Source organism: Polaromonas sp. Polasp52, from assembly GCF_059491565.1.
The window spans coordinates 4,584,198-4,608,295 of sequence record NZ_CP168513.1; the positions used below are offsets into that span (position 1 = coordinate 4,584,198).

Sequence of the window (24,098 nt, forward strand, 5' to 3'; positions counted from 1 at the left end):
CACAGGCACTGTGAGTGGCCGGGCAAGAGGCCGCATCGCAGCGTAAACAAGCTTTATCAGGCTACTCAGGAGACAAAAATGGCTGCCAATCCCACCCAAGCCGGCGACAACTTGCGCGCCGCCGCCAACGACGCACTGGACAAAGACAGCCAGGAAACCCGAGAGTGGATGGACGCCTTGTCCGCCGTCATCGAAAGCGAAGGCCCGGAGCGCGCCCACTTCCTGCTGGAGCAACTGCTGGAGCACGCCCGCCAGAAAAGCATAGACATGCCTTTCTCGGCCAACACCGGCTACGTCAACACCATCGAGACCGACCAGGAAGAGCGCTCGCCCGGCAACCTCGAGATCGAGGAGCGCCTGCGCGCCTACATGCGCTGGAACGCCATGGCCATGGTGGTCAAGGCCAACCGCCTGCACCCCGCCGACGGCGGCGACCTGGGCGGCCACATCGGCTCCTTCGCCTCGCTGGCCAGCCTGTTCGGCGCCGGCTTCAACCACTTCTGGCACGCCGAGAGCGAAAACCACGGCGGCGACTGCCTCTACATCCAGGGCCATGTGTCGCCCGGCGTCTATGCCCGCGCCTACCTTGAAGGCCGCCTGACCGAAGAGCAATTGCTCAACTTCCGCCAGGAGGTCGACGGCAAGGGCCTGTCCAGCTACCCGCACCCCAAACTCATGCCCGAGTTCTGGCAGTTCCCCACCGTCTCCATGGGCCTGGGCCCGCTGATGGCGATCTACCAGGCGCGCTTCCTCAAATATCTGCATGCCCGCGGCATCGCCAACACCGAAAACCGCAAGGTCTGGGCCTTCCTCGGCGACGGCGAGATGGACGAGGTTGAATCCATGGGCGCCATCGGCCTGGCCGCGCGCGAAAAGCTCGACAACCTGGTCTTCGTCATCAACTGCAACCTGCAGCGCCTGGACGGCCCGGTGCGCGGCAACGGCAAGATCATCCAGGAACTCGAAGGCGAGTTCCGCGGCGCCGGCTGGAACGTCATCAAGCTGCTGTGGGGCAGCAACTGGGACCCGCTGCTGGCCCGCGACAAGGACGGCGCGCTGCGCAAGGTCATGATGGACACGCTGGACGGCGACTACCAGGCCATGAAGGCCAATGACGGCGCCTATGTGCGCAAGCATTTCTTCGGCCAGGACCCGCGCACGCTCGAGATGGTCGCCAAGATGAGCGACGAGGACATCTTCAACCTGCGCCGCGGCGGCCACGATTCGCAAAAGGTCTATGCCGCTTTCCACAAGGCGGTCAACCACAAGGGCCAGCCCACCGTGCTGCTGATCAAGACCGTCAAGGGCTTCGGCATGGGCAAGATCGGCGAAGGCAAGAACAACGTCCACCAGACCAAAAAACTGGCCGACGAGGACATCAAGGCCTTCCGCGACCGCTTCAACATCCCCATCCCCGACAGCAAGCTGGCCGACATCCCCTTCTACAAGCCGGCCGACGACACGCCCGAGATGCGCTACCTGCACGAGCGCCGCAAGGCCCTGGGCGGCTACCTGCCGCACCGCCGCGTCAAGGCCGACGAGCAGTTCACCGTGCCCGCGCTGGAGACCTTCAAGTCGGTGATCGAGCCCACGGCCGAAGGCCGTGAAATCTCCACCACCCAGGCCTATGTGCGTTTCCTCACGCAGCTGCTGCGCGACCAGGCCCTGGGCCCGCGCGTCGTGCCCATCCTGGTGGACGAGGCCCGCACCTTCGGCATGGAGGGCCTGTTCCGCCAGATCGGCATCTACAACCCCGACGGCCAGAAATACACGCCGGTCGACAAAGACCAGGTGATGTACTACAAGGAAGACAAGCAGGGCCAGATCCTGCAGGAAGGCATCAACGAGGCCGGCGGCATGAGCAGCTGGATCGCGGCGGCCACCTCCTACAGCACCAACAACCGCATCATGGTGCCCTTCTACGTGTACTACTCCATGTTCGGTTTCCAGCGCATCGGCGACCTGGCCTGGGCGGCCGGCGACATGCAGGCGCGCGGCTTCCTGCTGGGCGGCACCTCGGGCCGCACCACGCTCAACGGCGAAGGCCTGCAGCACGAAGACGGCCACAGCCACATCCTGGCCGGCACGATTCCCAACTGCATCAGCTACGACCCGACCTTCGCGCATGAAGTCGGCGTGATCCTGCACCATGGCTTGAAGCGCATGGTCGAGAAACAGGACAACGTTTACTTCTACCTCACCCTGCTCAATGAGAACTACGCCATGCCCGGCCTCAAGCCCGGCACCGAAGAGCAGATCATCAAGGGCATGTACCTGTGCAAAGAGGGCGCCAAGCTCACGCCGCGCGTGCAGCTGCTGGGCTCCGGCACCATACTGCGCGAATCCATCGCCGCGCAGGAACTGCTCGAAAAGGAATGGGGCGTTGCCGCCAACGTCTGGAGCTGCCCGAGCTTTAACGAACTGGCCCGCGATGGCCAGGGCGCCGAGCGCTGGAACCTGCTGCACCCGGCCGAAAAGCCCCAGGTGTCCTTCGTGGCCCAGCAGCTTGAAAAGCACACCGGCCCCGTCATCGCGTCGACCGACTACATGAAGGCCTATGCCGAGCAGATCCGCCCCTTCATCCCCAAGGGCCGCACCTACAAGGTGCTGGGCACCGACGGCTTCGGCCGCAGCGACTTCCGCAGCAAGCTGCGCGAGCACTTCGAGATCAACCGCCATTACATTGTTGTGGCGGCCCTCAAGGCGCTCAGCGAAGAGGGCACGGTGCCGGTCGCCAAGGTGACCGAAGCCATCAAAAAATACGGCATCAATGTCGACAAGATCAACCCGCTTTACGCTTGAGTTAAAACCCTGACGTAGACGCACAGACGCCTGAAGCAAACGGAGACAAGATATGGCAGTGGTAGACATTCAAGTTCCAGATATCGGGGATTTCGACGAAGTGACCGTGATCGAATTGCTGGTCAAGCCCGGCGACACCGTCAAGGCCGAGCAGTCGCTGATCACCGTGGAGTCCGACAAGGCCTCCATGGAAATCCCCTCCAGCCACGCGGGTGTGGTCAAGGAACTCCGGGTCAAGCTGAGCGACAAGGTCAAGCAGGGCTCGGTCGTGCTGACGCTGGAGGTGGCCGGCGCCGAAGCCGCCGCACCGGCTCCCGCCGCAGCGGCCAAACCGGCCGCCGCGCCGGCAGCCCCCGCAGCCGCTTCGCCCGCACCGGCGCCTGTAGCGGCCCCTGCGGCCTCCGGCCCGGTTGAAGTCCGTGTGCCCGACATCGGCGACTTCAAGGACGTGTCCGTCATCGAAGTGCTGGTCAAGCCCGGCGACACCATCAAGGCCGAACAATCGCTGGTCACCGTCGAATCCGACAAGGCCTCGATGGAAATCCCGTCCTCGGCCGCCGGCGTGCTCAAGGAACTCAAGGTCAAGCTGGGCGACACCGTCAACATCGGCGACCTGCTGGCCATTCTGGAAGGTTCTGTCGCCGCGGGCGCAGCGCCCGCTGCGGCACCGGCCCCTGCGCCAGCACCTGCTCCCGCCGCAGCAGCGGCAGCCGCGCCCGCACAGGCGGTCGCATCGGCTCCCGCCAGCCAGCCGGCCCACGACCCCACCACGGCGCCGCAAGGCAGCCTGCCGCATGCCTCGCCCTCGGTGCGCAAGTTCGCGCGCGAGCTCGGCGTGCCACTGGCCGAGGTCAAGGGCTCCGGTCCCAAGGGCCGCATCACGCAGGACGACGTGCAGGCCTTCACCAAGTCGGTCATGGACGGCAGCATCCGCACCCAGGCGCAGGCCGCCAAGGCCCCGGCGTCGTCGGGCGGCGGTGCCGGCCTCGACCTGCTGCCATGGCCCAAGGTCGACTTCACCAAGTTCGGCCCGGTCGAGCGCAAGGACATGTCGCGCATCAAGAAGATCAGCGGCGCCAACCTGCACCGCAACTGGGTGATGATCCCGCACGTCTGCAACCACGACGATGCCGACATCACCGAGCTCGAAGCCTTCCGCGTGCTCATGAACAAGGAAAACGAGAAAGCCGGCATCAAGATCACCATGCTGGCCTTCCTGATCAAGGCCTCGGTCGCCGCGCTCAAGAAATTCCCCGAGTTCAACGCCTCGCTCGACGGCGACCAGCTGGTGCTCAAGCAGTACTACAACATCGCCTTCGCCGCCGACACCCCCAACGGCCTGGTCGTGCCCGTCATCAAGAACGCCGACCAGAAGGGCATCGTGCAGATCTCGCAGGAGATGGGCGAACTCGCCAAGAAAGCGCGCGACGGCAAGCTGAGCCCGGCCGACATGTCCGGCGCCTGCTTCACGATCTCGTCGCTGGGCGGCATAGGCGGGCGCTACTTCACGCCCATCATCAACGCGCCGGAAGTCGCCATCCTGGGCGTCTGCAAGAGCTCGACCGAGCCGGTCTGGGACGGCAAGGCCTTCCAGCCGCGCCTGATGCTGCCGCTGTCGCTGAGCTGGGACCACCGCGTGATCGACGGCGCCGCCGCCGCGCGCTTTAACGCCTACCTCGGACAGATCCTCGCCGACTTCCGCCGCGTCCTCCTTTAATCCAGAAGATGACAACGCTTGTAGTCGTCAAAAAGGCGGGGCAGGTTGCCATCGCCGCCGACACGCTGGTCACCTTCGGCGACACCAGCCTGGGCCACCGCTTCGAGGCCAACGGCAAGATCTTCAAGGTCGACACGCCCGCCGGCATGAGCTACGTCGGCATGGCCGGGACGGTGGCGCATTTCCCGGTGCTGCGCAAGGCCATGGCGGCCCTGCCCAAGGACCAGCTCAAGCTGGGTTCGCGCGACGAGGTCTTCGACACCTTCGTCAAGCTGCACCCGCTGCTCAAGGAAACGTTTTTCCTGCAGACCAAGGAAGACGACAACGACCCCTACGAGTCCAGCCAGTTCACCGTCGTCATCGCCAATGCCAGCGGCATCTACGGCCTTTACAGCTACCGCGAAGTCTTCGAGTTCAAGGAGTTCTGGGGTATAGGCTCGGGCCGCAGCTTCGCGCTGGGCGCCATGCACGCCGCCTGGGACAAGGCCAAGACCGCGCGCGAAGTGGCCATGGCCGGCCTCAATGCGGGTTGCGAGTTCGACAAGAACTCCGCCGGACCCGTCGACATATTCACCCTTAAATTGAAAGCCTCCAAATGAGCGCATCCAGCCTGGTAGACATCAAGGTGCCGGACATTGGCGATTTTGACGAAGTGTCCGTGATTGAAGTGCTGGTCAAGGCCGGCGACACCATCAAGGCCGAGCAAAGCCTGATCACCGTGGAAAGCGACAAGGCCTCGATGGAAATTCCGTCCTCCGCCGCTGGCGTGGTCAAGGAAGTCAAGGTCAAGCTCGGCGACAAGGTCAAGCAAGGATCGGTCGTGCTGACGCTGGAAGCGTCCGGCGCCGCTGCACCGGCGCCTGCACCTGCACCCGAGAAGAAGGCTGCCGCCCCGGCCGCAGCCGCGCCCGCCCCAACGGCCGCCAGCTTCAGCGGCTCCGCCGACCTCGAATGCGACGTACTGGTGCTGGGCGCCGGCCCCGGCGGCTACTCGGCCGCCTTCCGCGCCGCCGACCTGGGCCTCAAAGTCGTGCTGGTCGAGCGTTACGCCACGCTGGGCGGCGTCTGCCTCAACGTCGGCTGCATTCCCTCCAAGGCACTGCTGCACGTGGCCGCCGTGATGGACGAGGTCAAACATTTCGATAGCCTGGGCGTGAGTTTTGGCGAGCCCAAGCTCGACATCAACAAACTGCGCACGCACAAGGAAAAAGTCGTCGGCAAGCTCACCGGTGGGCTCACGGCGATGGCCAAGATGCGCAAGGTCACCACCGTGCGCGGTGTGGGCCAGTTTGTCGGCGCCAACCACCTGCAGGTCGAAGAAACCGCTGGGGCAGAGGGCCAGGAAAAGACTGGCAAGAAGCAGACCATCGCCTTCAAGAACTGCATCATCGCTGCGGGTTCGCAAGCCGTGCGCCTGCCTTTCATGCCGGACGATCCTCGCGTGGTGGACAGTACCGGCGCATTGGCCCTGAAGGAAGTCCCCAAGCGCATGCTGATCCTGGGCGGCGGCATCATAGGCCTTGAAATGGGCACTGTGTACTCCACCCTGGGCGCGCGCCTGGACGTGGTCGAAATGATGGATGGCCTGATGCAGGGCGCCGACCGCGACCTCGTCAAGGTCTGGCAGAAGATGAATGCGCCGCGTTTTGACAACATCATGCTCAAGACCAAAACCGTGGGCGCCAAGGCGACCAAGGCCGGGATTGAAGTCACTTTCGAAGGCGAGGGCGCCCCGGCGCCTCAGACCTACGACCTGGTGCTGCAGGCCGTGGGCCGCACACCCAACGGCAAGAAGATCGCCGCCGAGAAGGCCGGTGTCAGCGTAAGCGACCGCGGCTTTATCCCCGTCGACATCCAGATGCGCACCAATGTGCCCCACATCTTCGCCATCGGCGACATCGTGGGCCAGCCCATGCTGGCGCACAAGGCCGTGCACGAAGCGCATGTGGCCGCCGAGGTCATCGCCGGTGAACTGCAGGGCAACAAGGAACTGGCCAGCGCCGCCTTCAATGCCCGCGTGATCCCCAGCGTGGCCTACACCGACCCCGAAATCGCCTGGGTGGGCCTCACCGAAGACCAGGCCAAGGCGCAGGGCATCAAGGTCAAAAAGGGCTTGTTCCCCTGGACGGCCTCCGGCCGCGCCATCGCCAACGGCCGCGACGAAGGTTTCACCAAGCTGCTGTTCGACGACAGCCCCGAAGCCCACGGCCACGGCAAGATTCTGGGCGGTGGCATTGTCGGCACGCACGCCGGCGACATGATCGGCGAGATCGCGCTGGCCATTGAAATGGGCGCCGACGCCGTCGACATCGGCAAGACGATCCACCCGCACCCCACGCTGGGCGAAAGCATGGGCATGGCCGCGGAAGTGGCGCACGGCAGCTGCACCGACTTGCCGCCGGCGCGCAAGTAAGCCGCGTATCACGCACAAAAAGCCCGGGCATGCCCGGGCTTTTTGCTTTGAAGGGCGGCTCAAGGCCGCACGCCCGGCGCCTCCATGGCCATGCCTTTGGCGCGCGCCTTGAGGTAGAGCTCCAGTTCCACCAGTTCCTGCGCGCCATAGGCAAAGGGTTCGGCGCGCACGCCGCTCATGCAGCCGCGCAGGCGGCGCTGCAGCGAGCCCATGGCCTGCCATTCGAGGCGGTACACCGGGTAGCCCGTCGGGTGCGCTTCGGGGATCAGGCTGCCGGCCAGGCGTTTGCCGGGCAGGCCGTCGTGGCATTGCGCGCAGGACAGGTTGAGCTGGCCCATGCGCTGCGTGAACAGCTGCTGGCCGCGTTGGCGGAAGGGTTCCAGCCTGGCATCGTCGGGCGGTGCCAGCGGCAGGCTGCGCGATTGCAGTGCGACATAAGCTTCCAGGCCCAGCAATTCCTGGCTTTCGGGGCGCAGCGGCGCGGCCTGCTGGTGCTGCTGGCGGCATTGGTTGATGCGCTGGCTCAGTGTGACGGGACGGCCCAGGACGGCATCAAACGCCGGGTAACGCGCCGCCACGCCGCGCATGCTGCTTGGCGCCGCCGCGTGGCAGCTGAGGCAGGCCTTGCCGCTGGTACCCGCCGGCTGCTTCCACAGTGCCTCGCCGTCCTGCACCCACAGCATGCCGGGGTTGAGCGCGTCGTCTTTCTGCATGGCCTGGGTGGCGGCGCCCATGTCTTCAAAGCCCGAGCGGCGGCTGTCCTTGCCGGCGGTGTTTTGCGCGCAGGCATTTCCAAGGGATAAAGACAGCAGAAGGCAAACCAGGATGCGCGTCATGCCGTGACGGCCAGCAGGATGCTTTCCGCCTGCGAAAAACCGTTGTCGCCTTCCCAGCTGAGCACCAGCGTGCCGCTCTCGGTGGCCACGGTATGGAAGGCGATGTAGGGATTGGCCGAGACGGCCGAAAACAGCTCGGCGCTGAAGACCAGCTCACCGTTGTAGCGGCAGCTGAAGGTCTGGATGATGTTGCGCGGCAAGACCTTGCCGTCCTCGCCGGCGCGAAAGCCGGTTTCCATGGGGTGGCCTATGGTGGCGCGTATCTCTATGACCTCGCCGCGCCTGGCGGTGGAAGGGGCGTTGATCAGGGTACGGGCCATCAGGGATCACCTTCTATACAGGCTGCGAGCGTGACGATGACGTTGACCGTGTGCGACCAGTAGCTGCCGTCGCTCATCTGTGCGACGGCCACCAGCTGCTGCGAGGTGGCCAGCCGTATGCGCGTGCTCACGCTGGCCTTGCCGGTGCGCGGACCCAGCGTGAAGCGGGCCACGTCGCGCTGGGGATTTTTCTCATTGAAGACGGCGATGCTTTTGACATGGTCGGCGGCCGTCATGGGGCTGTCCACCGTGACGGTGATGGGCACCACATTGCCGTTGTCCACCAGTTCGGCAATGTCGAGCTTGACCTTGCCCGCGCGAACCGGCGCGCCCTGGGTGTAAGCCGCCACGGCCACCGCCAGGTCGCCCGCGGCGGCGGACGCGGGACGCAGCACCACCCCCATGGCCAAGCCGGTGGCGCCGGCCAGGATGTGGCGCCGGCGGGGCAGGGCGGGTGGGTGCAGGGGCAGCGTCATGGCCGTCTCAGTTTCGCAGCGTGCGCAAGAAGGCCACCACGTCTTCAATTTGCTGTGGGTTCATGATGGGTTTGCCCTGCCAGGCGGTGCCCACGCGCACCAGGCCCTCACTGCGGTAATAGGCCGGCATCATGCTGGCCGGGTTCAGGCGCTGCGCGTCGGCGATGCGCAGGCGCAGCTGGCCTTCGCTCCAGCGCGAGCCCGCGCCCGCCAGGTCGGGCGCCAGGTTGCCCTGGAAGCGCTCTTCGGGAATCGGCCCGCTGTGGCACAGCAGGCACAGGCCCAGTTGCCGGCTCGCGACGATGGCACGGCCACGCGCCGGGTCGCCGGGTGTGGCCGTCAGTGCCTGCGGGATTGCGTCGCCGACCACCTGCAACGGCGGCTGCGGCTGCGGCGGCTGTTGCGCGAAGCCGGTCCAGGGCGCCACCATCATCATCCCGCCGGCGATGGCGCCTTGCCAGTTCATGCCTTCTTGAGGTCGTGGTTTTTCAGCGGCAGCTCGCGTATGCGTTTGCCCGTGGCCGCGAACACGGCATTGAGCACCGCCGGCGCGGCGACCGCGATGGTCGGCTCACCCACGCCGCCCCAGAAGCCGCCCGAGGCCACGATCAGGGTTTCCACCGCGGGCATGTGCTGCATCTGCACCACGGGGTAGGTGCTGAAGTTGTCCTGCTCCATGCGGCCGTCTTTTTGCGTGCATTCGCCGAACAGTGCCGCGGACAGGCCGTAGGCGAAAGAGCCTTCGACCTGGGCCTCGATCTGCTGCGGGTTGACGGCGTAACCCGGATCGGTGGCCGCCACGATGCGGTGGACCTTGAGCACACCGTCCGGGCTCACCGACACCTCGGCGCAGGCCGCCACATAGCTGCCGAAACCCATGGTCTGGGCCAGGCCGCGGTAGACCTTCTGGCCGCCCACGTCGGGCGGCGCCACGCCCCACTTGACGCGCTCGGCCACCGCGTTGAGCACGGCCAGGTGCTTGGGGTGGTTGCCCATGAGCTTGCGCCGCAGGGCCAGCGGGTCCTGCTTGGTGGCGAAGGCGATTTCGTCGATGAAGGACTCGAGGTAGATGGTGTTCTGGTTCAGGTTCACGCCGCGCCAGAAACCGGGCGGCACGCTGGGGTTGCGCATCGCATGGTCTATCAGCAGGTTGGGAAAGCTGTAGCCTATGGAGGCCTCGGGCCCCGGCGCGTTCAGGCCCTGGAACTGCACCGGGTCCAGCCCGTTGCGGATGTTTTGCGGCGCCACGCCGGCCAGGATGGACTGGCCCGAGATGCGCATGTGCAGGGCCGTGACATTGCCCTGCGCGTCCAGCCCGGCCTGCAGCTTGCATTGCGTCACCGGGTGGTAGCGGCCGTGCAGCATGTCTTCCTCGCGCGTCCACAGCAGCTTGACCGGCACGCCCGGCATTTGTTTGGCGATGTCCACGGCCTGGCGCACCCAGTCGTGCACCGCGCCGCGGCGGCCGAAGCCGCCGCCCAGGTGGATTTTGTAGACCTCGCACTTGGCGACCGGCAGCCCGGCGGCTTCGGAGGCCGCGGCCAGCGCCGCCTCGCCGTTCTGGGTCGGCGTCCAGACCTCGCAGCGCTCGGGCGTCCAGCGCGCCGTGGCGTTCATGGGCTCCATGGTCGCGTGGTTCTGGTGCGGGTAGGCGTACACCGCTTCTATGCGCCTGGCCGCCGAGGCCAGCGCGGCCTTGGCGTCGCCGTTCTGGTTGCCGACCACCGCGTCGTTCGCGTCCAGCCCGGCCTTGAGCATCTGGGCCACGCTGGCGCTGGAGTTGGCGGCATTCGGGCCGTTGTCCCATTCGATGGGCAGCGCGTCCAGCGCGGTCTTGGCGCGCCACCAAGTGTCGGCCACGACGGCCACCGCGCTGTCCCCGACCGCCAGCACCTTCTTCACGCCGGGGCGTTTTTCGATCGCGGCGGCATTGAAGCTTTTGACCTTGCCACCGAACACCGGGCAGTCCTTGATGGCCGCGTTGAGCATGCCGGGCAGCTTGAGGTCGGCGCCGTAGACCTGCTTGCCCGTGACCTTGTCCTGCGTGTCCAGGCGCGCCAGGCGCTTGCCCACGAGTTTCCAGTCCTTCGGGTCCTTGAGCGTGACGTCGGCCGGCGGCGCCAGCCTGGATGCCGCGACCGCGACCTTGCCGTAGCTCACGCTGCGGCCGCTTGGCGTGTGCGTGATGAGGCTGTTGGCGGCGCGGCATTCGGACACCGGCACCTTCCATTCATTGGCCGCGGCCTGCACCAGCATCATGCGTGCGGTGGCGCCGCCCTTGCGCACGTAGTCGTGCGATTCGCGTATGCCGCGGCTGCCGCCAGTGGAGAAATTGCCCCAGGCCCGGTTGCGCGCGAGGTTTTGCCCCGGTGTCGGGTATTCGGTGCTGACTTTCGCCCAGTTGCATTCCAGCTCTTCGGCCACGAGCTGCGCCAGGCCGGTCAGGCTGCCCTGGCCCATTTCAGAGCGCGCGATGCGGATCACCACCGTGTCGTCGGGGCGCACCACGACCCAGGCATTGATCTCCTGCGTGTCGGCGCCTTGGGCCGCGGCCTTGCCGGCGAAGGGAATGTGGAAGGCGACCACCAGGCCGGCCGATGCGCCTGAGGCCAGGAAGCGGCGGCGCGACAGCCGGGGCGATGCCAAAGCGGAAGAGGAGGGCAGGGTGGTGGTGCTCATGTCGTGCTCCCGTCGGTGTGCTGGATGGCGAGCGCCGCACTCTTGGTGTTGCCGCCCGCGGCAACGACCTTGATGGCGGCGCGTATGCGGTTGTAGGTGCCGCAGCGGCAGATGTTGGTCATGGCCTCGTTGATGTCGGCGTCCGTCGGATTCGGCTTGGCCTTGAGCAGCGCCGCCGCCGCCATCACCATGCCGCACTGGCAGTAGCCGCACTGCGGCACGTCCAGCGCCACCCAGGCTTTTTGCACCGGGTGCGAGCCATCAGGCGACAGGCCTTCGATGGTCACGATTTTTTCGGCCGCGCCGACGGTGGAGACGGGCCGCACGCAACTGCGCGTGGGCACGCCGTCGATGTGCACGGTGCAGGCACCGCAGGCCGCGATGCCGCAGCCGTATTTGGTGCCGGTGAGCCCGAGCTGTTCGCGCAGGACCCACAGCAGCGGTGTGTCGTCCTCCACTTCAAACTCACGCACGGTACCGTTGACGTTCAGCTTTGCCATGGATGCGCTCCTCACAATTGAAAGAACCTGGATGGGCCGGAAGATAGTAGCGCCGGCGCATGTCGAATGCACCAGGGACTTCTATACCTGAGTAATGTGCTGACCCCGACAGCCTTGAAAAGTTTGACCGGGTAAACCCTTGTGATGAAGGCCTCAGCTGACTTCCGCCAGCGGCAAGCCCATGAAAGCCGCATAGCGCTGTGCGGCCAGCCGCAGCGCGCTGGCGCTGCCGCGCGGCAGCGGCGCGAAGGGCGCGGCGGAAATGCTGAGCCCGCCTTTTTTGGCTTCCGCCTGCCAGGTGCCGGCCACGCGCCCGCCAAGCAGCAGCGCGGGGCGGAACAGGCCGTTGGGCGTCATGAGCTTGCCGGCATGCGCGGTGTCGATGATGGCCTGGCGGTCGGTGTAGCCCAGCACATATTCGTCAAAACCCGCCAGCAGCTGCAGCAACGGCTTGCCGGCTGGCTGGGCAGGCGCCTGCGTGTGTTTGGACCACCAGACGGTGCCGCCCTCAAACAGTGCATGCGCGAGGCCGGGTGCGGCCATCTCCAGCGCCGCCCGGGCTTCGCCGGCCGCCAGCCCGGACCACCAGCTGAAGTCCGCCAGCGTGGCGGGGCCGTGGCTCGCAAAATAACGTTGCGCGAGTTTTTTCAGCGCGTCTTCGCGGGGCAACTCGGGCTGCGCTGGCAACCACTCATCGAGCAGTGCGTAGCGGGCCTGCTTGCCCTGCGGATCGCCGAGGCAGATCAAGCCCGTCTGCGCCGCGCGGTACAGGATGCGCCCGCCGCGATGGCCCTCGGTGTCTATGCGACGGCGCGCGAGTGACGTGAAAAGTTCCTCGCGCGTCAATTGCTGGCCGCCTTGCAGGCATTGGCGAATGGCCGGCAGGATTTTGCGGAAGGCGGCCTCATCAAGATTCACCTCGCGGTAGGCGGCCGCGGTACGGGTCAGCAAGGCCGGCGCGGCCAGGGCCAGCAGCCAGCGCAGGTCGGCGGCGGCCGTCAGGTGCAGCGTGCCGCGCAAGACCCAGCTGCGCACCACCTTGCGCTGCGCCAGCGCCTCTTCAACGGACGCGTCGGTGGTGGCGGCGTCGTGCGGCATGCGCGATGCGACGGCCCATCGCGAGTGGGCATATTCCTGCGCCTGCACCGCGCCCATCCATTGCACGGCCTGGTCGATCCGCTTGAAGCCGGCTGGCTTGGACGGTGTGGCGGCGAGGCGGTGGCTGGCCAACCGCAGCGCGATCAGCTCTTGCCGTGACATCTCCGCCATGCTCAGGCCATGCTTTCAATCATCGCCAGCATGCGGCTTTGCCAGGCTGCCGGCGAAAAACGCTCGCGCAGCAGCATTTGCGATGCGCGCACCATGGCTTCGCGCCGCGGCACATCGGCCAGCAGTTCCGCGCAAGCCTGCGGCAGGTCTTCAAGTTCCGCCAGCACCATGTGCTCGCCGGGAACGATGCCGAAATCTTCCCAGCCTTCAAAACTGTCGGAGACCACCGCCGTGCCGGCCGCCCAGGCTTCAAAGGTGCGGAACTGGTCGAAGTAGCGCAGCTCGGAATCGGCATGCACATTAAGGCTGATGCGCGCGCCGGCGCGGCAGGCGTCGCGCGCCGTGCCCCAGAGGCCGCTCCGGATGAACTCGGCCTTCAGCGGCCCTGGGCTCGCCAGGAACAGGCGCTCGGCTTCGCGCCGCCTGGCCGTGTCGCCGCCCAGCATGACGATGTCCCGCGTCCTGTCCGTTTCAGGCAGCGGCGCGTGCAGCTGTTTGTCCGCGACCAGGTAGGGCAGGCGCAAGCTTGTGAGGGCTGGGAAGTGCTGGGCCAGATAGCGCTCCATGGACGCATCCATGGCCATCACGGCATGCAGGCCGGGCGCGATCGCGTCGAAGAGTTCGGCCTTGTGCCGGTGCACTGTGGCTGAGGCGTTGCGCGTCAGCGGGTCGAACATCCAGAGCACATGCTTGCCGTGACGCGGCATGCCGTGTTTGGCAAAGCGCTCAAAGGCGTAGATGCCTGCGACAAGCAGGTTGACGTCGCAAGGGCCCACATCGGGCAAGGGCGCATCGGTGCTGTGGCCCAAGTCGATGAACTCGACCTCGTGCCCGGCTTGCAAGAGAACGTCCATCCACAGGCGGATGGCGCGGCCGAACAGCGTGTCTATGTCGGTGTAGAGGTGGATTTGCAATGCAGGTCTCGTTCTTCTTGTTTGCCTTCGCCGTTTAGACATTGAACAGGCTCTTATAGCGCAATTTTGCGACGTGCCAGGGAGAGCGGAACAGCGCGAGTAATTCACTGCGGCCGGCCGGGTAGCTGCTGTGCATCGCAGAGGGCTTTTTCGCATTGGCTGAAACGCTTGTGACGCCGGCCGGGCTCAAAACGGCCGGCGACGGGGTTAACGGCGGCTTTCACAAAAACTTTACACAGCAGTTCAAGTTTTTTCCGGACCATCCGGGCTCGCTCGAGGCTGCGGAAAAAAGCAATGCAGTAAGCCGCAAGTAGCAGAAGACATCCAAAAAAATTCAGAAATCCAGAAAAAAGTCAAAAAGTGTAAGTAACAAGAATTCGTTGCCAAAAATTCAGGGGTGACTTGCTGCCAAACGCGGCTGGTTATTAATCACTTTTTCTTCCTTGTATCGAGTTTCACAATTGGTTACCGTGAACTAATTCACGAAAAATGCTGCTTTATAAGTAAAGCAGTTGGTCCGGAAGTTTGTAACTCTCGATTTTTCAGTGGGATGCAGCAATGAAGCGTACTGATGGCGCAGGCATGCACGAAGTTCTTTCTTTTGCCCTTGCCTTGCATTTGGCACTTCCGGCCGTCGCTCTGGCACAACAGCAGCCCTCCACCATCGATCCGGGGCGCCTTCGCGAACGCTTCGACATCCAGCCCGAAGCCGCGCCCGCGCCCCCGCCGGCACAACTCAAGAGCGAGGCCGCCGAGCCTCTGCCGGATTCGCTCAAGGCCATACGCGTCACGCTCAAGGAAGTCCGCATCGAGAGCGCCACCGTGCTGCCGGGCAATGCGCTGCAGGTGCGCGCCGACAGCTACACGGGACGCGAAATCACGGGCGCGGACGTCCTCGAACTTGCGTCCTCGCTGACCGCGATGTACCGCAACGCGGGCTACATTCTTTCGCTGGTCGTGGTGCCGCCGCAGTCGCTCGCGGACGGCACGCTGACACTGCGCGTCGTCGAGGGTTACATCGCCCGCGTGAACGTCCAGGCCGGGCCGGGCGTGAGCGCCCATGTGCAGGAACAGCTCATGCGCCTGGGCGAAAAGATCCAGGCCTCCAGGCCCATAGAGGGCCCGGTGCTGGAGCGTTACCTGCTGATCGCCAATGATTTTCCCGGCGTGGAACTGCGCAGCGTGCTCGCGCCTTCGCAGGCGCCGGGGGCGGCCGACCTGACCCTGGTTGCCAACGTCAAGACGGTGGAGGGCTTTGCTTCCATCGACAACTACGGCTCCAAATACCTCGGACCCACCCAGCTGACCCTGGGCGTGGTCGGCAACCAGCTGCTGGGCGTGAACGACCAGTGGCGTTTTGTCGGCGTGGGGACCGGCAACTCCGAGATGGCCTATACCCAGCTTTCCTACAGCCAGGTTGTCAGCACCGAAGGCCTGCGGCTTTCCGCCGCTGTCTCCCGCGCGCGCACGCAGCCCGGGGACGTGCTCACGCCGTTTGATGTGCACGGCAGTGCCGACACGGTGTCGCTGTCCGCCGCCTATCCCTTGCTGCGCGGCCGCAACGAAAGCCTGACCGCGCGCGCGGCCTACGACCATTCCGACGTGCACACCGAGGTGCTGGGCACCCGCGTGATCGAAGACCGCATACGCGCGCTGCGCCTGGGCCTGAGCTGGCGCGTGCTGGACAGCCTGGACGGGCAGAACGCGCTGGACGTCGATTTCAGCCAGGGGCTGGGCGGCACGCAGGAGTCCGATGTGCTCAAGAGCCGGGTGGGCGCCAAGGGCGTGTTCAACAAATTCAGCTTTGACTACGAGCGCTCGCAGTTTGTCGGATCGAATTTCTCCTTCACCGTGGGTGTGGGCGGGCAGTGGGCCAACACGCCGCTGCTGTCGTCGGAGCAATACGCGCTGGGCGGGCGGCGCTTCGGCCGGGCCTATGAGCCGGCGGAGCTCGTGGGCGAACGCGCGCTGGCCTTTCGCATCGAGCCGCGCTACGCCGGCGGCGGCGCCGGTATGCCGGGGCTCAAGTCCTGGCAGCTGTTCGGCTTCTACGACATCGGCAAGGTCTGGAAGGTCGGCAGCGTCACGCCCGGAACGCCCGCCAGCCAGAGCCTGGCCTCCGCCGGCCTGGGCCTGCGGCTCTTTCTTGAAAAAAACGTGGTCGCCACGATCGAGGCGGCTTGGCCCTTGACCAAATCCATCGCGAGCTACCAGTCGGGCGGCAAAGACCCGCGGCTGATGGGCTCGCTGCTGGCGCGGTTTTGATGATGTTCACTGGATCCGTCCCTGTTGTGCTTTGTCTTTTTTGCGTTCAAGAGGTGATTCCATGCAAGCCAAACTCCCTGCCCAGCGTCTGCGTCCCCCCGAACGGCGGCGGTCGTCCTTCGCACTGAAAACCCTTCCCGCCGCGGCGGCGCTGTTGTTCGCGCCGCCCGGCTGGACCGTGGACATCGTGGGCGCGGCGGGCTTGCCGCAAAACGGCACGGTGTTTTCGGGCTCGGCTTCGGGCTCGGTGGCGGGCAACCAGATGACCATCACCCAGGCTTCCAACCGGGCCGTGCTGGACTGGGGTTCCTTCAACATCAATCCGGGCAAGTCGGTTGAGATCGTGCAGCCCAACGCTGCGTCGGCCATCCTCAACCGCATCAACGGCGACACCAATGCCACGCGCATCATGGGCAGCCTGTCGGCCAACGGAATGGTGATGCTGATGAACCCCAATGGCGTGATGTTTGGGCCGAATGCCACGGTGAATGTGGGCTCGCTGATCGCCACCACAGGCACGATTGACGCGAACAACTTCATGAGCACCGGTGGCGCGCAGATCACGGGCGCTGCGGGCAGCATCACCAACCAGGGCAGCATCACTGCGCAAGGCGGTATCACCGTGCAGGGCGCCGGCCTGGTGGCATTGGTTGCGCCTTCGGTGAGCAACCAGGGCAGCATCATCGCGACCGGCGGCACGATTGCCCTGGCCGGCGCCACGGCCGCCACGGTGTCTCTCAACGGCGGGCTGTATGAATTCGCCATCGCCGGCGGGGCGACCGGCAGCAGTGTGTCCAACGAGGCCGGCGCCAGCCTGAACGGCGCGACCTTGCGGCTGGGCGTGGGCGACGCGGCCAACCTGCTGTCGGGCGTGATCAACCTCGAGGGGGTGCAGCAGGCCAGCAATGCCATCGTCGTGAACGGCAACGCGGTGGTGCTCAAGTCGGCGCTGCAGGCGCCCAGCGTCAGCGGCAATTCCAACCATATCGACGTCTATGGCGGCGCGCGCATCCAGGATGCGGTGAACATCGCCAAGACCGGCACACCCGGGGCGGGCGCGGCCGTGGACGTGCACGGAGGCACATACACCGAGCAGGTCACCCTGAACAAGGCCAACCTGACGCTGACGGGCATGAATGGGGCCAATATCGACGTGCTCGAGGGAAAAACCGGAGTAGACATCACCGCGAATGGCGTAACGGTTGAAGGCATGCAGGTCACAGGCCCCTACAGCCAGAACTTCGCTGCCGTCAACTGGACAGGCCTGAGCACGACGGGGGTGAGGATTGCGTCAGGCGTGACCGGCGCGACCGTACGCAACAACACCATCAAAAATATCCGAACCGGGATTCAGGTCACCAACGCAACTGCCAATATCACTGGAAACCTGATTGAAAACACCAAGGGCGCCATTCTTGTGCGTTCGAACAATGTGACCATGTCGGGCAATTCCAGAGGGTTGTTGGGCAATGAATGGGACATCGTTTTTCTGGACGGCGTAGCGAACGGCTCCTATTTTGTGTCTCCGCATGTCAGCGAAGCGCAGTATGGGGCCGGCGTGATGGCCATGTCTGCGGCCAACGGTGACATGCATATTCTTGATCGCCGCTACGGCGTCAACGGGCTCCTGGGCTCCACGCCGCAATTTGGCAACCGCTCGCACGTTACCGTCAGTTCGGGCGCTAATTTCACCGCCGCCGACGACTTCAACCTCGGCAATGGCCTTGGTAACGACCGGCAGCCACTGGGCACTATCCAGGCCGGCATGAACGCCGTGGTTGCGGGAGGCACGGTGAATGTGACAGCAGGGACCTATGTCCAGCCCTCAACCCTCGTCATCAACAAGAGCCTGACTCTGTCCGGGGCCGGCGAGTCCGCCACCGTGATTGATTCCCGTGGTGTCAGTGGCTACGGCATACAGGTCAAGGCCGACAACGTGAATCTGCAGAATTTCACGCTTTACGGGCCCAGCGCCAACGTCGCTTCGGCCTACGGCATCAAGGTGGCGCCTGCAGGCGGCGCCTCGGCCCGGCTGCACAACTTCACGATCCGCAACGTGACCAGCCGCGGCGCGGGCCGGGCCGAGCTGGACCTCAACGGCGTGGACGGCGCGACCATCGACCATGTCACGGCCAACGGCGCGCCCGTGGGCAATGACGCGGGCAGCACGCAGGGCGCGGGCATCCAGCTGACCGACAGCGCCAATGTCACCATCAGCAATTCGACCACACGCAACAACGACTGGGGCGGCCTGGCGCTTTACCAGGCCAACCGCTTCTACGACCAGCAGATGAACAACATCACGGTGGCGAGCAACAACAGCTTCACCGAGCGCAACCCGGTCTATATGCAGGACGAGTCGGCCAGCAACAACTTTGGCACGCTCAGCATCGCCGGCTTCGATTTCGCGGTGCGCAACGCCAGCAGCGCGGGCAACAACAACCAGTACACCTGGCTGCAGGCCTCGCAGCAAAACGCGTTTGACTATGCCGTCAACCTGGGCAGCTCCGCCTCCAGCTATGTGCAGGGCTGGAACGGCGCGCAGGCCACGCAGGACTTCCACGTCGGCATTGGCAGCCTGCTGGGCGGCGGCACGCAGGCCCTGTCCATCAACACGGCGCTGGGCAACGCGGGCAACGGCGCCAACATCCGCGTGGGCTCCGGCACCTATGCCGAGAACGTGGTGGTGAACAATCCCTACAACCTCTACTTCAGCGGCAGCACCCTGCACAGCCTGGTGCTCAATGGCGGTGCTGGCGGCTCCGGCATCGCCGGCACGGTGACGGCCGACGGCGCTGGCGGCATTGTGTTCAATGCCGCGGCCAACTTGCTGGGCGACACCACGCTGGCCACCCTGGGCGCCGATATCTCGCTCAACCGCGACATCCAGAACGCCGGCGGGACGGCTCGCGCGCTGAGCCTGCTCGCCGGCTCCGGCACCAGCCGCGGCAATGTGCATATGCTGTCGGGCGGCACCGAGGCCAATGCGCTGGGCCAGTTCGAGGTGGTGTCCAACGCCTTCAGCCTGGACAGCACGCTCTGGGTCAAGGGCTATGGCATCAATGCGCTGGGCAATGTGGCGTTGAGCAACCACACCCTGCGCGGCCAGGACGCCAGCGCCACCAACACCCTGAACGCCGGCGGCGACGTCAGCGGCTCCACCATCAGCCAGGGTGCCGTCCAGGTCACCAGCGGTGGTGACGTCTCGGCCAATGTGACGGCCAGCGAAGTGGCGGTGGCCGCAGTGGGCGACGTCAGCGGCACCACCACCAGCCAGGGCAATGTGCAGATCAGCAGCACCACCGGCGACATCAGCGGCAACATCAGCGGCAGCAATGTGACCGTGCAGGCGCAGGGTGACATCAGCGCCACCACCACCAGCCAGGGCAATGTGCAGGTCAGCAGCACCACCGGCAACGTCAGCGGCAGCATCAGCGGCACCAGCGTGACCGTGCAGGCGCAGGGTGACATCAGCGCCACCACCACCAGCCAGGGCAATGTGCAGATCAGCAGCAGCACCGGCAACATCAGCGGCAACATCAGCGGCAACAACGTGGTCGTGCAGGCGCCGCAGGGCGATGTAAATGTGGTGGTGGTGGCCTCGGGTTCCGCCTCGCTGGCCGGCGACTCGGTGGTGGCCAACGTCGTGGCGCCCGTCGTGTCGGTGGCCGCCGTCGGCGAGGCCCAGGTGACAGGCTCGTCCTCCCAGGTCACGGTGACGGCGACCAGCGGCAGCGTCAGCGGCAATTTCGGGCAGGTGACGAATTCGGGCGGCGGCCTGGTCAACGTCAACGGCAAGCCCCAGGGCAATCAGCAGCTGTCGTCCAATGCTGAAAACAACCGCGTGATCCCGTCCGGCAGCAACCTGGCCGAAGGCGCCCCGGCCGAGCAGCCCGTGCTTCAGCTGGCCAAGGCTGCCGGCCTGGTGGGCGATACCGAGGTGCGCACGGTGCGGAGCTCACCGTCCGGCGCCGGCGAGGCCCTGGACAACGGCCAGGCGGTCGAGCTCGACATGTCGCCTAAAAACGAGCGGGAGAAGGAGTAAGAGAAGGAAGGCCCCGGGGAGATCCGGAGAAGGGCGAAGGGGAGACGGGGCGAAAAAAAACCGGCTCAGCGCCGGTATTGTTCCTGTGTCTGCTGTACCTGCAGGCTGGCGGCGAGCGGCGGGGTCGCGGTTTGCGCGGCCTGGATTTCGGGGACGCGGGCCGCCGCCTGGGAAAGCGGCAGGGCCGCCGTGCGCTCGGTTTCCGGCAGGGGGGTGCCCGTTGCCTGCACGCGACGGGCGCCGTCAAAGCGGCGCTGCCAGTAGCTCACACCCATGCTTTCGACGCGCACTTCGGCGCCGGGTTTGGGAGAGTGGATGAATTTGCCGTCGCCGACATAAATGCCGACATGGCTGAAAGCGCGCCGCATGGTGTTGAAAAACACCAGGTCGCCGGGCTGCAGCTCGTTTTTCTCGATGCGCTGGGTGGCCGCGGCCTGTTGCTCGGCCCGGCGCGGCAGCAGCAGGCCGACGCTTTGTTCGTAGATGGCGCGCACAAAGCCGCTGCAGTCGAAACCGGTTTCCACCGTATTGCCGCCGCGTTTGTAGGGAACCCCCAGGAAACCCATGGCATTGACCACGAGCTCGGACGCTTTGTTGCTGACGCTTTGGCGGACCTGGCCGATTTGCGTGAGCAGGCCTTTGTCGGCCAGCAGCTTGTCCATGTCATCGTTGGAGTTGCCCGGCGCCGCATGCACGCCGGCTGCCAGCAGAGCGGCAGAGGCAATGATGAGGGCAGGGGCAATTTTTCGCATGGCGCCTAGGATACTTGACAGATCTGTCCTACGTCAACCTCAAGTGGCTTCTTGATAAGCTTTACAAACCATTGATTTGTAACGAGTTTATCTACGGGAAAACCCCTTTTTACGCTCCAGGTCCTATGTTTGCATATGAAAAAGGCGCATTGGCGGGCTGCCAGGGCCCGGTGCCGTGGCCCGAACCGCGGCCGCCGGCTCTGGTTTGATTCAGGGAGTGAAATATGAACAAATTCAACGCTGTATCTACAAAGTTTGCTCTTGTTTTAATAGCAATTTTCACGATGGGCGCGCCTGTCCAGGCCCAGGCCGTCCGCCTGGAAACCGTGGCCAGCGGCCTGGAAAACCCCTGGGGCCTGGCTTTTTTGCCGGGCGGCCGTTTTCTGGTGACCGAGCGCCCTGGCCGCTTGCGGGTGGTCGCGGCTGACGGCAGGCTTGGGCCGCCGGTGGCCGGGCTGCCGGAAATAGCCGCCGGCGGGCAGGGCGGGCTGCTGGACCTCATCACCGACAGTGACTTTGCCCGTAACCGCACGGTATTTTTCTGCTTCTCGGAACCCGGCCCCGCCGGCCGCGGTAACAGCACGGCGCTGGCACGGGCGACCCTGAGCACCGACGAGGGCCGGCTGGAAAACCTCAAAATCATCTTCAGCCAGAAGCCCAAGGTGGCCAGCAGCGCGCACTTCGGCTGCCGCATCGTCGAAAGCCGGGCCGCCGCGGGCAGCGCCGCGGACGGCAAGCTTTTTCTCACGCTGGGCGAGCGCTTTTCGCGCAAGGAAGACGCCCAGGCGCTGGACAACCACCACGGCAAGATTGTGCGCATCCACAAGGACGGCTCGGTACCGCAAGACAACCCCTTTGTCGGCAAGGCCGGGGCCCTGCCTGAGATCTGGAGCTACGGCCACCGCAATGCCCAGGGCGCGACGCTGGCACCCGACGGCACCTTCTGGATGCATGAGCACGGACCGCAGGGCGGTGACGAAATCAACCTCCCCAAGCCCGGCGCCAACTACGGCTGGCCCGTCATCACCTATGGCGAGAATTACGGCGGCGGCAAGATAGGCGAGGGCATCACCGAAAAAGCCGGCATGCAGCAGCCCCTGCACTATTGGGTGCCGTCCATCGCGCCTTCGGGCATGGCCTTTTTGAGCAGCGAGCGCTACGGCAAGGCCTGGCAGGGCAACCTGTTTGTCGGCTCGCTCAAGTTCGGCTACCTGGACCGCATTGAGCTGTCGGCGCCTTTTGCCGGCAAGGTGGTGCGCGAAAGCAAGCTGCTCGCCGAGCTCGGCGAGCGCATACGCGACGTGCGCCAGGGCCCGGACGGGCTGCTGTATGTGCTGACCGACAACAGCAACGGAAAACTCATCCGCTTGCTGCCGGGGAACTGATCAGTTCGGCGTGACGGCCGCGATCAGGTCCAGCTCGACCGCCGCGTTCTTGGGCAGTTGCGCCACGCCCACCGAGGTGCGCGTGTGCGTGCCGGCCCCGCCCAGCACCGCATGCAGCAGGTCTGACGCGGCATCGGCCACCTCGCTTTGCTGGCTGAAGTCGGCCGCGGACTGTGTGTACACCGTGACGCGCAGGATTTGCTGGATGCGGTCCAGGCTGCCCAGGCTTTGCCGCAGCAGCACCAGCGCGCGCATGGCGCAGACCCTGGCGGCCAGCTGGGCCTGGGCCAGCGAAACGTCGGCACCAACGCGGCCGGTGACCACCACGGTGCTGCCCACGCGCGGCACCTGGCCGCTGACGTAGACCACGTCGCCGTGCCGCACGGTGGACACGTAGTTGCCGCCTATCTTGAGTTCACCCTCAAAGCTGTAGCCGAGGGCGGTTTCCTGGGCGGCAAAACGGGCATCGCGTGAGTCTTCCATGGGAGAGGCTTTCTGAGGGTGGTTATATAGAGGGGGATGGGAATCCAGGGGAATCAGCTGGGGCTTTTGAGCCGCAGCAGGCTCAGCCCCAGCAGGCCGAAGGCGCCGCCGCAGAGGCGGTTGAACAGCCGGGCCCGGCGCGGCGTGCCGAACCAGCGGTGCGTGTGGCGCGCCAGCAGCACGTACACCATGTGGGAGCTCAGCACACAGGCGGCAAACGCGCTGGTCAGCGCCAGGAACTGCGGCAGCACGGGCGCTTCGGGATGGATGAACTGCGGAAACAGCGCGGTGAAAAACAGAATGCTTTTCGGGTTGGTCAGCGCCACCAGCAGGCCCTGGCGGAACAGCGCGGCATTGCTTTTGCCGGGCTGCGATTGCTCCGGTAGCGGCGTGTCGAACATCGACGTCTTGCTGGTCCACTGGCGCCAGCCGAGGTAGACCAGGTAAACCGCGCCCACGGCCTTGAGCACCGCGAACAGCCAGGCCGAGGTGTGCAGCAGCGTGCCCAGGCCGGCCATCGCCGCGGCCGACACCGAGAACACGCCCAGCACATTGCCCGCCGAGCTCCACAGCGTCTTGCGCGGCCCCCAGGCCACGGCATTGGAGACCGCCAGCAAAATGCCCGGCCCGGGGCTGACCGCGGTCACAAGTGAAATGGTGATGAACAAAAGCCAGGCGGAAGTGGTCATGGGCGTGGGTCAAGAGTGGAGGGAACGAAGATCGAATTTAGCGCGGCGGCCTCAAACCGGCTTGGCGCTGCGGTATCGCCCGCGCGCGGCCTGGGTGATTTCCGACAGCCGGCCCAGCCATTGTTGGGCCGCCGTCGCCAGCCTTTGCGGCAGCGTCACGCGGGCCGGCTGGTTCAGGAGGCAGGCCGCGCCGCCGTGCTGGGCGGTGACCGTGACCCAGCCATCCTCGGCGACGGTGTGTGATTGCCCGGGTTCCAGCGCCGCGGCGTCGCGAAACACCTGCTCGCCCAGCCAGCGCGGCGCACCTGTCACCAGCAGCGTGCCCGAGGTGCTGATCAGCGCGCTGCCGGACTTGCTGTGGAAGAACAGGGATTCACCGGCGTCAAGCTCAAGGTGGCGTGGGGCGGGGCGGTGCTGCATGGCGGCTCCAATCAGGGGTGGTCGGTCGGGGAGGGCATGGCTGCAAGATTAAGGAAAGCGCCCCATTCCCGACAGATGCACATAAGCTCTTTCTGTATCGGTACAGAAGGCTAATTCCTTATCTGTTATGGTC

At 65.5% G+C, this 24,098-nt stretch carries 20 protein-coding genes; 8 read left to right on the forward strand and 12 right to left on the reverse strand.

The genetic code is table 11. From position 1 onward, the window contains the following. The first annotated feature begins 78 nt into the window (after positions 1-78). The 4 genes from aceE to lpdA are packed head-to-tail and all read left to right on the forward strand — an operon-like array spanning position 79 to position 6,932. The gene (gene aceE / locus ACEN9P_RS21400) at positions 79-2,802 is read left to right on the forward strand and encodes a pyruvate dehydrogenase (acetyl-transferring), homodimeric type (RefSeq protein WP_477662725.1); all 2,724 of its coding nucleotides are present in this window, start codon (positions 79-81) and stop codon (positions 2,800-2,802) included. A gap of 52 nt (positions 2,803-2,854) precedes the next feature. After that, positions 2,855-4,519, forward strand: coding sequence for a dihydrolipoyllysine-residue acetyltransferase (gene aceF, locus ACEN9P_RS21405; RefSeq protein WP_477701010.1), 1,665 nt, complete (start codon positions 2,855-2,857; stop codon positions 4,517-4,519). An 8-nt stretch (positions 4,520-4,527) separates the two neighbouring features. Beyond that, positions 4,528-5,118 (forward strand): Ntn hydrolase family protein, encoded by a 591-nt coding sequence (locus ACEN9P_RS21410; protein ID WP_477662727.1) that lies wholly within the window; start codon positions 4,528-4,530, stop codon positions 5,116-5,118. Further along, positions 5,115-6,932, forward strand: a complete 1,818-nt coding sequence (gene lpdA, locus ACEN9P_RS21415; RefSeq protein ID WP_495620398.1) for a dihydrolipoyl dehydrogenase — start codon at positions 5,115-5,117, stop codon at positions 6,930-6,932. The genes ACEN9P_RS21410 and lpdA overlap by 4 nt, the downstream gene beginning before the upstream one ends. 59 nt (positions 6,933-6,991) lie before the next feature. Here the strand turns inward: lpdA and soxA are convergent, their stop codons facing one another. The 8 genes from soxA to ACEN9P_RS21455 form a co-directional block, all read right to left on the reverse strand. After that, entirely contained in the window at positions 6,992-7,768 is a 777-nt protein-coding gene (soxA, locus tag ACEN9P_RS21420; RefSeq protein ID WP_477662729.1) for a sulfur oxidation c-type cytochrome SoxA, read from the reverse strand. Further along, positions 7,765-8,088: a thiosulfate oxidation carrier complex protein SoxZ gene (gene soxZ, locus ACEN9P_RS21425; RefSeq protein WP_495620399.1), complete on the reverse strand. Its 324-nt coding sequence runs from the start codon at positions 8,086-8,088 to the stop codon at positions 7,765-7,767. Before soxZ ends, soxA begins: the two co-directional genes overlap by 4 nt. Next, a complete protein-coding gene (locus ACEN9P_RS21430) occupies positions 8,088-8,564 on the reverse strand; it encodes a SoxY-related AACIE arm protein (protein WP_477662731.1) in 477 nt (158 codons plus the stop codon). The genes soxZ and ACEN9P_RS21430 overlap by 1 nt, the downstream gene beginning before the upstream one ends. 7 nt (positions 8,565-8,571) lie before the next feature. Next, complete coding sequence (gene soxX / locus ACEN9P_RS21435) at positions 8,572-9,030, reverse strand: sulfur oxidation c-type cytochrome SoxX (RefSeq protein WP_477662732.1); 459 nt, start codon at positions 9,028-9,030, stop codon at positions 8,572-8,574. After that, positions 9,027-11,243 carry a xanthine dehydrogenase family protein molybdopterin-binding subunit gene (locus ACEN9P_RS21440; protein WP_477662733.1) on the reverse strand — a complete coding sequence of 739 codons (2,217 nt, stop codon included), beginning with the start codon at positions 11,241-11,243 and terminating at the stop codon, positions 9,027-9,029. Before ACEN9P_RS21440 ends, soxX begins: the two co-directional genes overlap by 4 nt. Continuing rightward, on the reverse strand, positions 11,240-11,743 hold the full coding sequence (locus tag ACEN9P_RS21445) for a (2Fe-2S)-binding protein (protein WP_074579955.1): 504 nt from the start codon (positions 11,741-11,743) through the stop codon (positions 11,240-11,242). The genes ACEN9P_RS21440 and ACEN9P_RS21445 overlap by 4 nt, the downstream gene beginning before the upstream one ends. A 153-nt stretch (positions 11,744-11,896) precedes the next feature. Then, the gene (locus ACEN9P_RS21450) at positions 11,897-13,003 is read right to left on the reverse strand and encodes a winged helix DNA-binding domain-containing protein (RefSeq protein WP_495620400.1); all 1,107 of its coding nucleotides are present in this window, start codon (positions 13,001-13,003) and stop codon (positions 11,897-11,899) included. Positions 13,004-13,014: 11 nt separating this feature from the next. Further along, on the reverse strand, positions 13,015-13,926 hold the full coding sequence (locus ACEN9P_RS21455) for a glycosyltransferase family protein (protein ID WP_477662735.1): 912 nt from the start codon (positions 13,924-13,926) through the stop codon (positions 13,015-13,017). A 155-nt stretch (positions 13,927-14,081) separates the two neighbouring features. Here ACEN9P_RS21455 and ACEN9P_RS21460 point away from each other — a divergent pair, with 155 nt between their 5' ends. The 3 genes from ACEN9P_RS21460 (at position 14,082) to ACEN9P_RS21470 (ending at position 20,236) form a co-directional block, all read left to right on the forward strand. Next, positions 14,082-14,240 (forward strand): hypothetical protein, encoded by a 159-nt coding sequence (locus ACEN9P_RS21460; RefSeq protein ID WP_477662736.1) that lies wholly within the window; start codon positions 14,082-14,084, stop codon positions 14,238-14,240. 244 nt (positions 14,241-14,484) lie between these two features. Beyond that, the gene (locus tag ACEN9P_RS21465) at positions 14,485-16,191 is read left to right on the forward strand and encodes a ShlB/FhaC/HecB family hemolysin secretion/activation protein (RefSeq protein ID WP_495620401.1); all 1,707 of its coding nucleotides are present in this window, start codon (positions 14,485-14,487) and stop codon (positions 16,189-16,191) included. 61 nt (positions 16,192-16,252) lie between these two features. After that, positions 16,253-20,236: a beta strand repeat-containing protein gene (locus ACEN9P_RS21470; RefSeq protein ID WP_495620402.1), complete on the forward strand. Its 3,984-nt coding sequence runs from the start codon at positions 16,253-16,255 to the stop codon at positions 20,234-20,236. A gap of 65 nt (positions 20,237-20,301) precedes the next feature. Here the strand turns inward: ACEN9P_RS21470 and ACEN9P_RS21475 are convergent, their stop codons facing one another. Continuing rightward, positions 20,302-20,988 carry a C40 family peptidase gene (locus ACEN9P_RS21475; RefSeq protein WP_477662739.1) on the reverse strand — a complete coding sequence of 229 codons (687 nt, stop codon included), beginning with the start codon at positions 20,986-20,988 and terminating at the stop codon, positions 20,302-20,304. Positions 20,989-21,272: 284 nt separating this feature from the next. On the opposite strand from ACEN9P_RS21475, the gene ACEN9P_RS21480 reads away from it, so the two are divergent. Continuing rightward, positions 21,273-22,373 carry a PQQ-dependent sugar dehydrogenase gene (locus ACEN9P_RS21480; RefSeq protein WP_495620403.1) on the forward strand — a complete coding sequence of 367 codons (1,101 nt, stop codon included), beginning with the start codon at positions 21,273-21,275 and terminating at the stop codon, positions 22,371-22,373. Here the strand turns inward: ACEN9P_RS21480 and ACEN9P_RS21485 are convergent, their stop codons facing one another. From ACEN9P_RS21485 to ACEN9P_RS21495, 3 genes are read right to left on the reverse strand one after another with little or no spacing between them, the layout of a single operon-like run. Continuing rightward, the gene (locus ACEN9P_RS21485; RefSeq protein WP_477662741.1) at positions 22,374-22,856 is read right to left on the reverse strand and encodes a RidA family protein; all 483 of its coding nucleotides are present in this window, start codon (positions 22,854-22,856) and stop codon (positions 22,374-22,376) included. It abuts the gene before it with no gap. 53 nt (positions 22,857-22,909) lie between these two features. Further along, positions 22,910-23,545 (reverse strand): LysE family translocator, encoded by a 636-nt coding sequence (locus ACEN9P_RS21490; protein ID WP_495620404.1) that lies wholly within the window; start codon positions 23,543-23,545, stop codon positions 22,910-22,912. A gap of 51 nt (positions 23,546-23,596) precedes the next feature. Next, a complete protein-coding gene (locus ACEN9P_RS21495; RefSeq protein WP_495620405.1) occupies positions 23,597-23,965 on the reverse strand; it encodes a hypothetical protein in 369 nt (122 codons plus the stop codon). Positions 23,966-24,098 lie beyond the last annotated feature (133 nt).

Bases quoted from the DNA above. Each gene is read 5' to 3' on its own strand.
- aceE (WP_477662725.1), top strand. From the start codon at position 79: ATGGCTGCCAATCCCACCCAAGCCGGCGACAACTTGCGCGCCGCCGCC.
- aceF (WP_477701010.1), top strand. From the start codon at position 2,855: ATGGCAGTGGTAGACATTCAAGTTCCAGATATCGGGGATTTCGACGAA.
- ACEN9P_RS21410 (WP_477662727.1), top strand. From the start codon at position 4,528: ATGACAACGCTTGTAGTCGTCAAAAAGGCGGGGCAGGTTGCCATCGCC.
- lpdA (WP_495620398.1), top strand. From the start codon at position 5,115: ATGAGCGCATCCAGCCTGGTAGACATCAAGGTGCCGGACATTGGCGAT.
- soxA (WP_477662729.1), bottom strand. From the start codon at position 7,768: ATGACGCGCATCCTGGTTTGCCTTCTGCTGTCTTTATCCCTTGGAAAT.
- soxZ (WP_495620399.1), bottom strand. From the start codon at position 8,088: ATGGCCCGTACCCTGATCAACGCCCCTTCCACCGCCAGGCGCGGCGAG.
- ACEN9P_RS21430 (WP_477662731.1), bottom strand. From the start codon at position 8,564: ATGACGCTGCCCCTGCACCCACCCGCCCTGCCCCGCCGGCGCCACATC.
- soxX (WP_477662732.1), bottom strand. From the start codon at position 9,030: ATGAACTGGCAAGGCGCCATCGCCGGCGGGATGATGATGGTGGCGCCC.
- ACEN9P_RS21440 (WP_477662733.1), bottom strand. From the start codon at position 11,243: ATGAGCACCACCACCCTGCCCTCCTCTTCCGCTTTGGCATCGCCCCGG.
- ACEN9P_RS21445 (WP_074579955.1), bottom strand. From the start codon at position 11,743: ATGGCAAAGCTGAACGTCAACGGTACCGTGCGTGAGTTTGAAGTGGAG.
- ACEN9P_RS21450 (WP_495620400.1), bottom strand. From the start codon at position 13,003: ATGTCACGGCAAGAGCTGATCGCGCTGCGGTTGGCCAGCCACCGCCTC.
- ACEN9P_RS21465 (WP_495620401.1), top strand. From the start codon at position 14,485: ATGAAGCGTACTGATGGCGCAGGCATGCACGAAGTTCTTTCTTTTGCC.
- ACEN9P_RS21470 (WP_495620402.1), top strand. From the start codon at position 16,253: ATGCAAGCCAAACTCCCTGCCCAGCGTCTGCGTCCCCCCGAACGGCGG.
- ACEN9P_RS21475 (WP_477662739.1), bottom strand. From the start codon at position 20,988: ATGCGAAAAATTGCCCCTGCCCTCATCATTGCCTCTGCCGCTCTGCTG.
- ACEN9P_RS21480 (WP_495620403.1), top strand. From the start codon at position 21,273: ATGGGCGCGCCTGTCCAGGCCCAGGCCGTCCGCCTGGAAACCGTGGCC.
- ACEN9P_RS21485 (WP_477662741.1), bottom strand. From the start codon at position 22,856: ATGGAAGACTCACGCGATGCCCGTTTTGCCGCCCAGGAAACCGCCCTC.
- ACEN9P_RS21490 (WP_495620404.1), bottom strand. From the start codon at position 23,545: ATGACCACTTCCGCCTGGCTTTTGTTCATCACCATTTCACTTGTGACC.
- ACEN9P_RS21495 (WP_495620405.1), bottom strand. From the start codon at position 23,965: ATGCAGCACCGCCCCGCCCCACGCCACCTTGAGCTTGACGCCGGTGAA.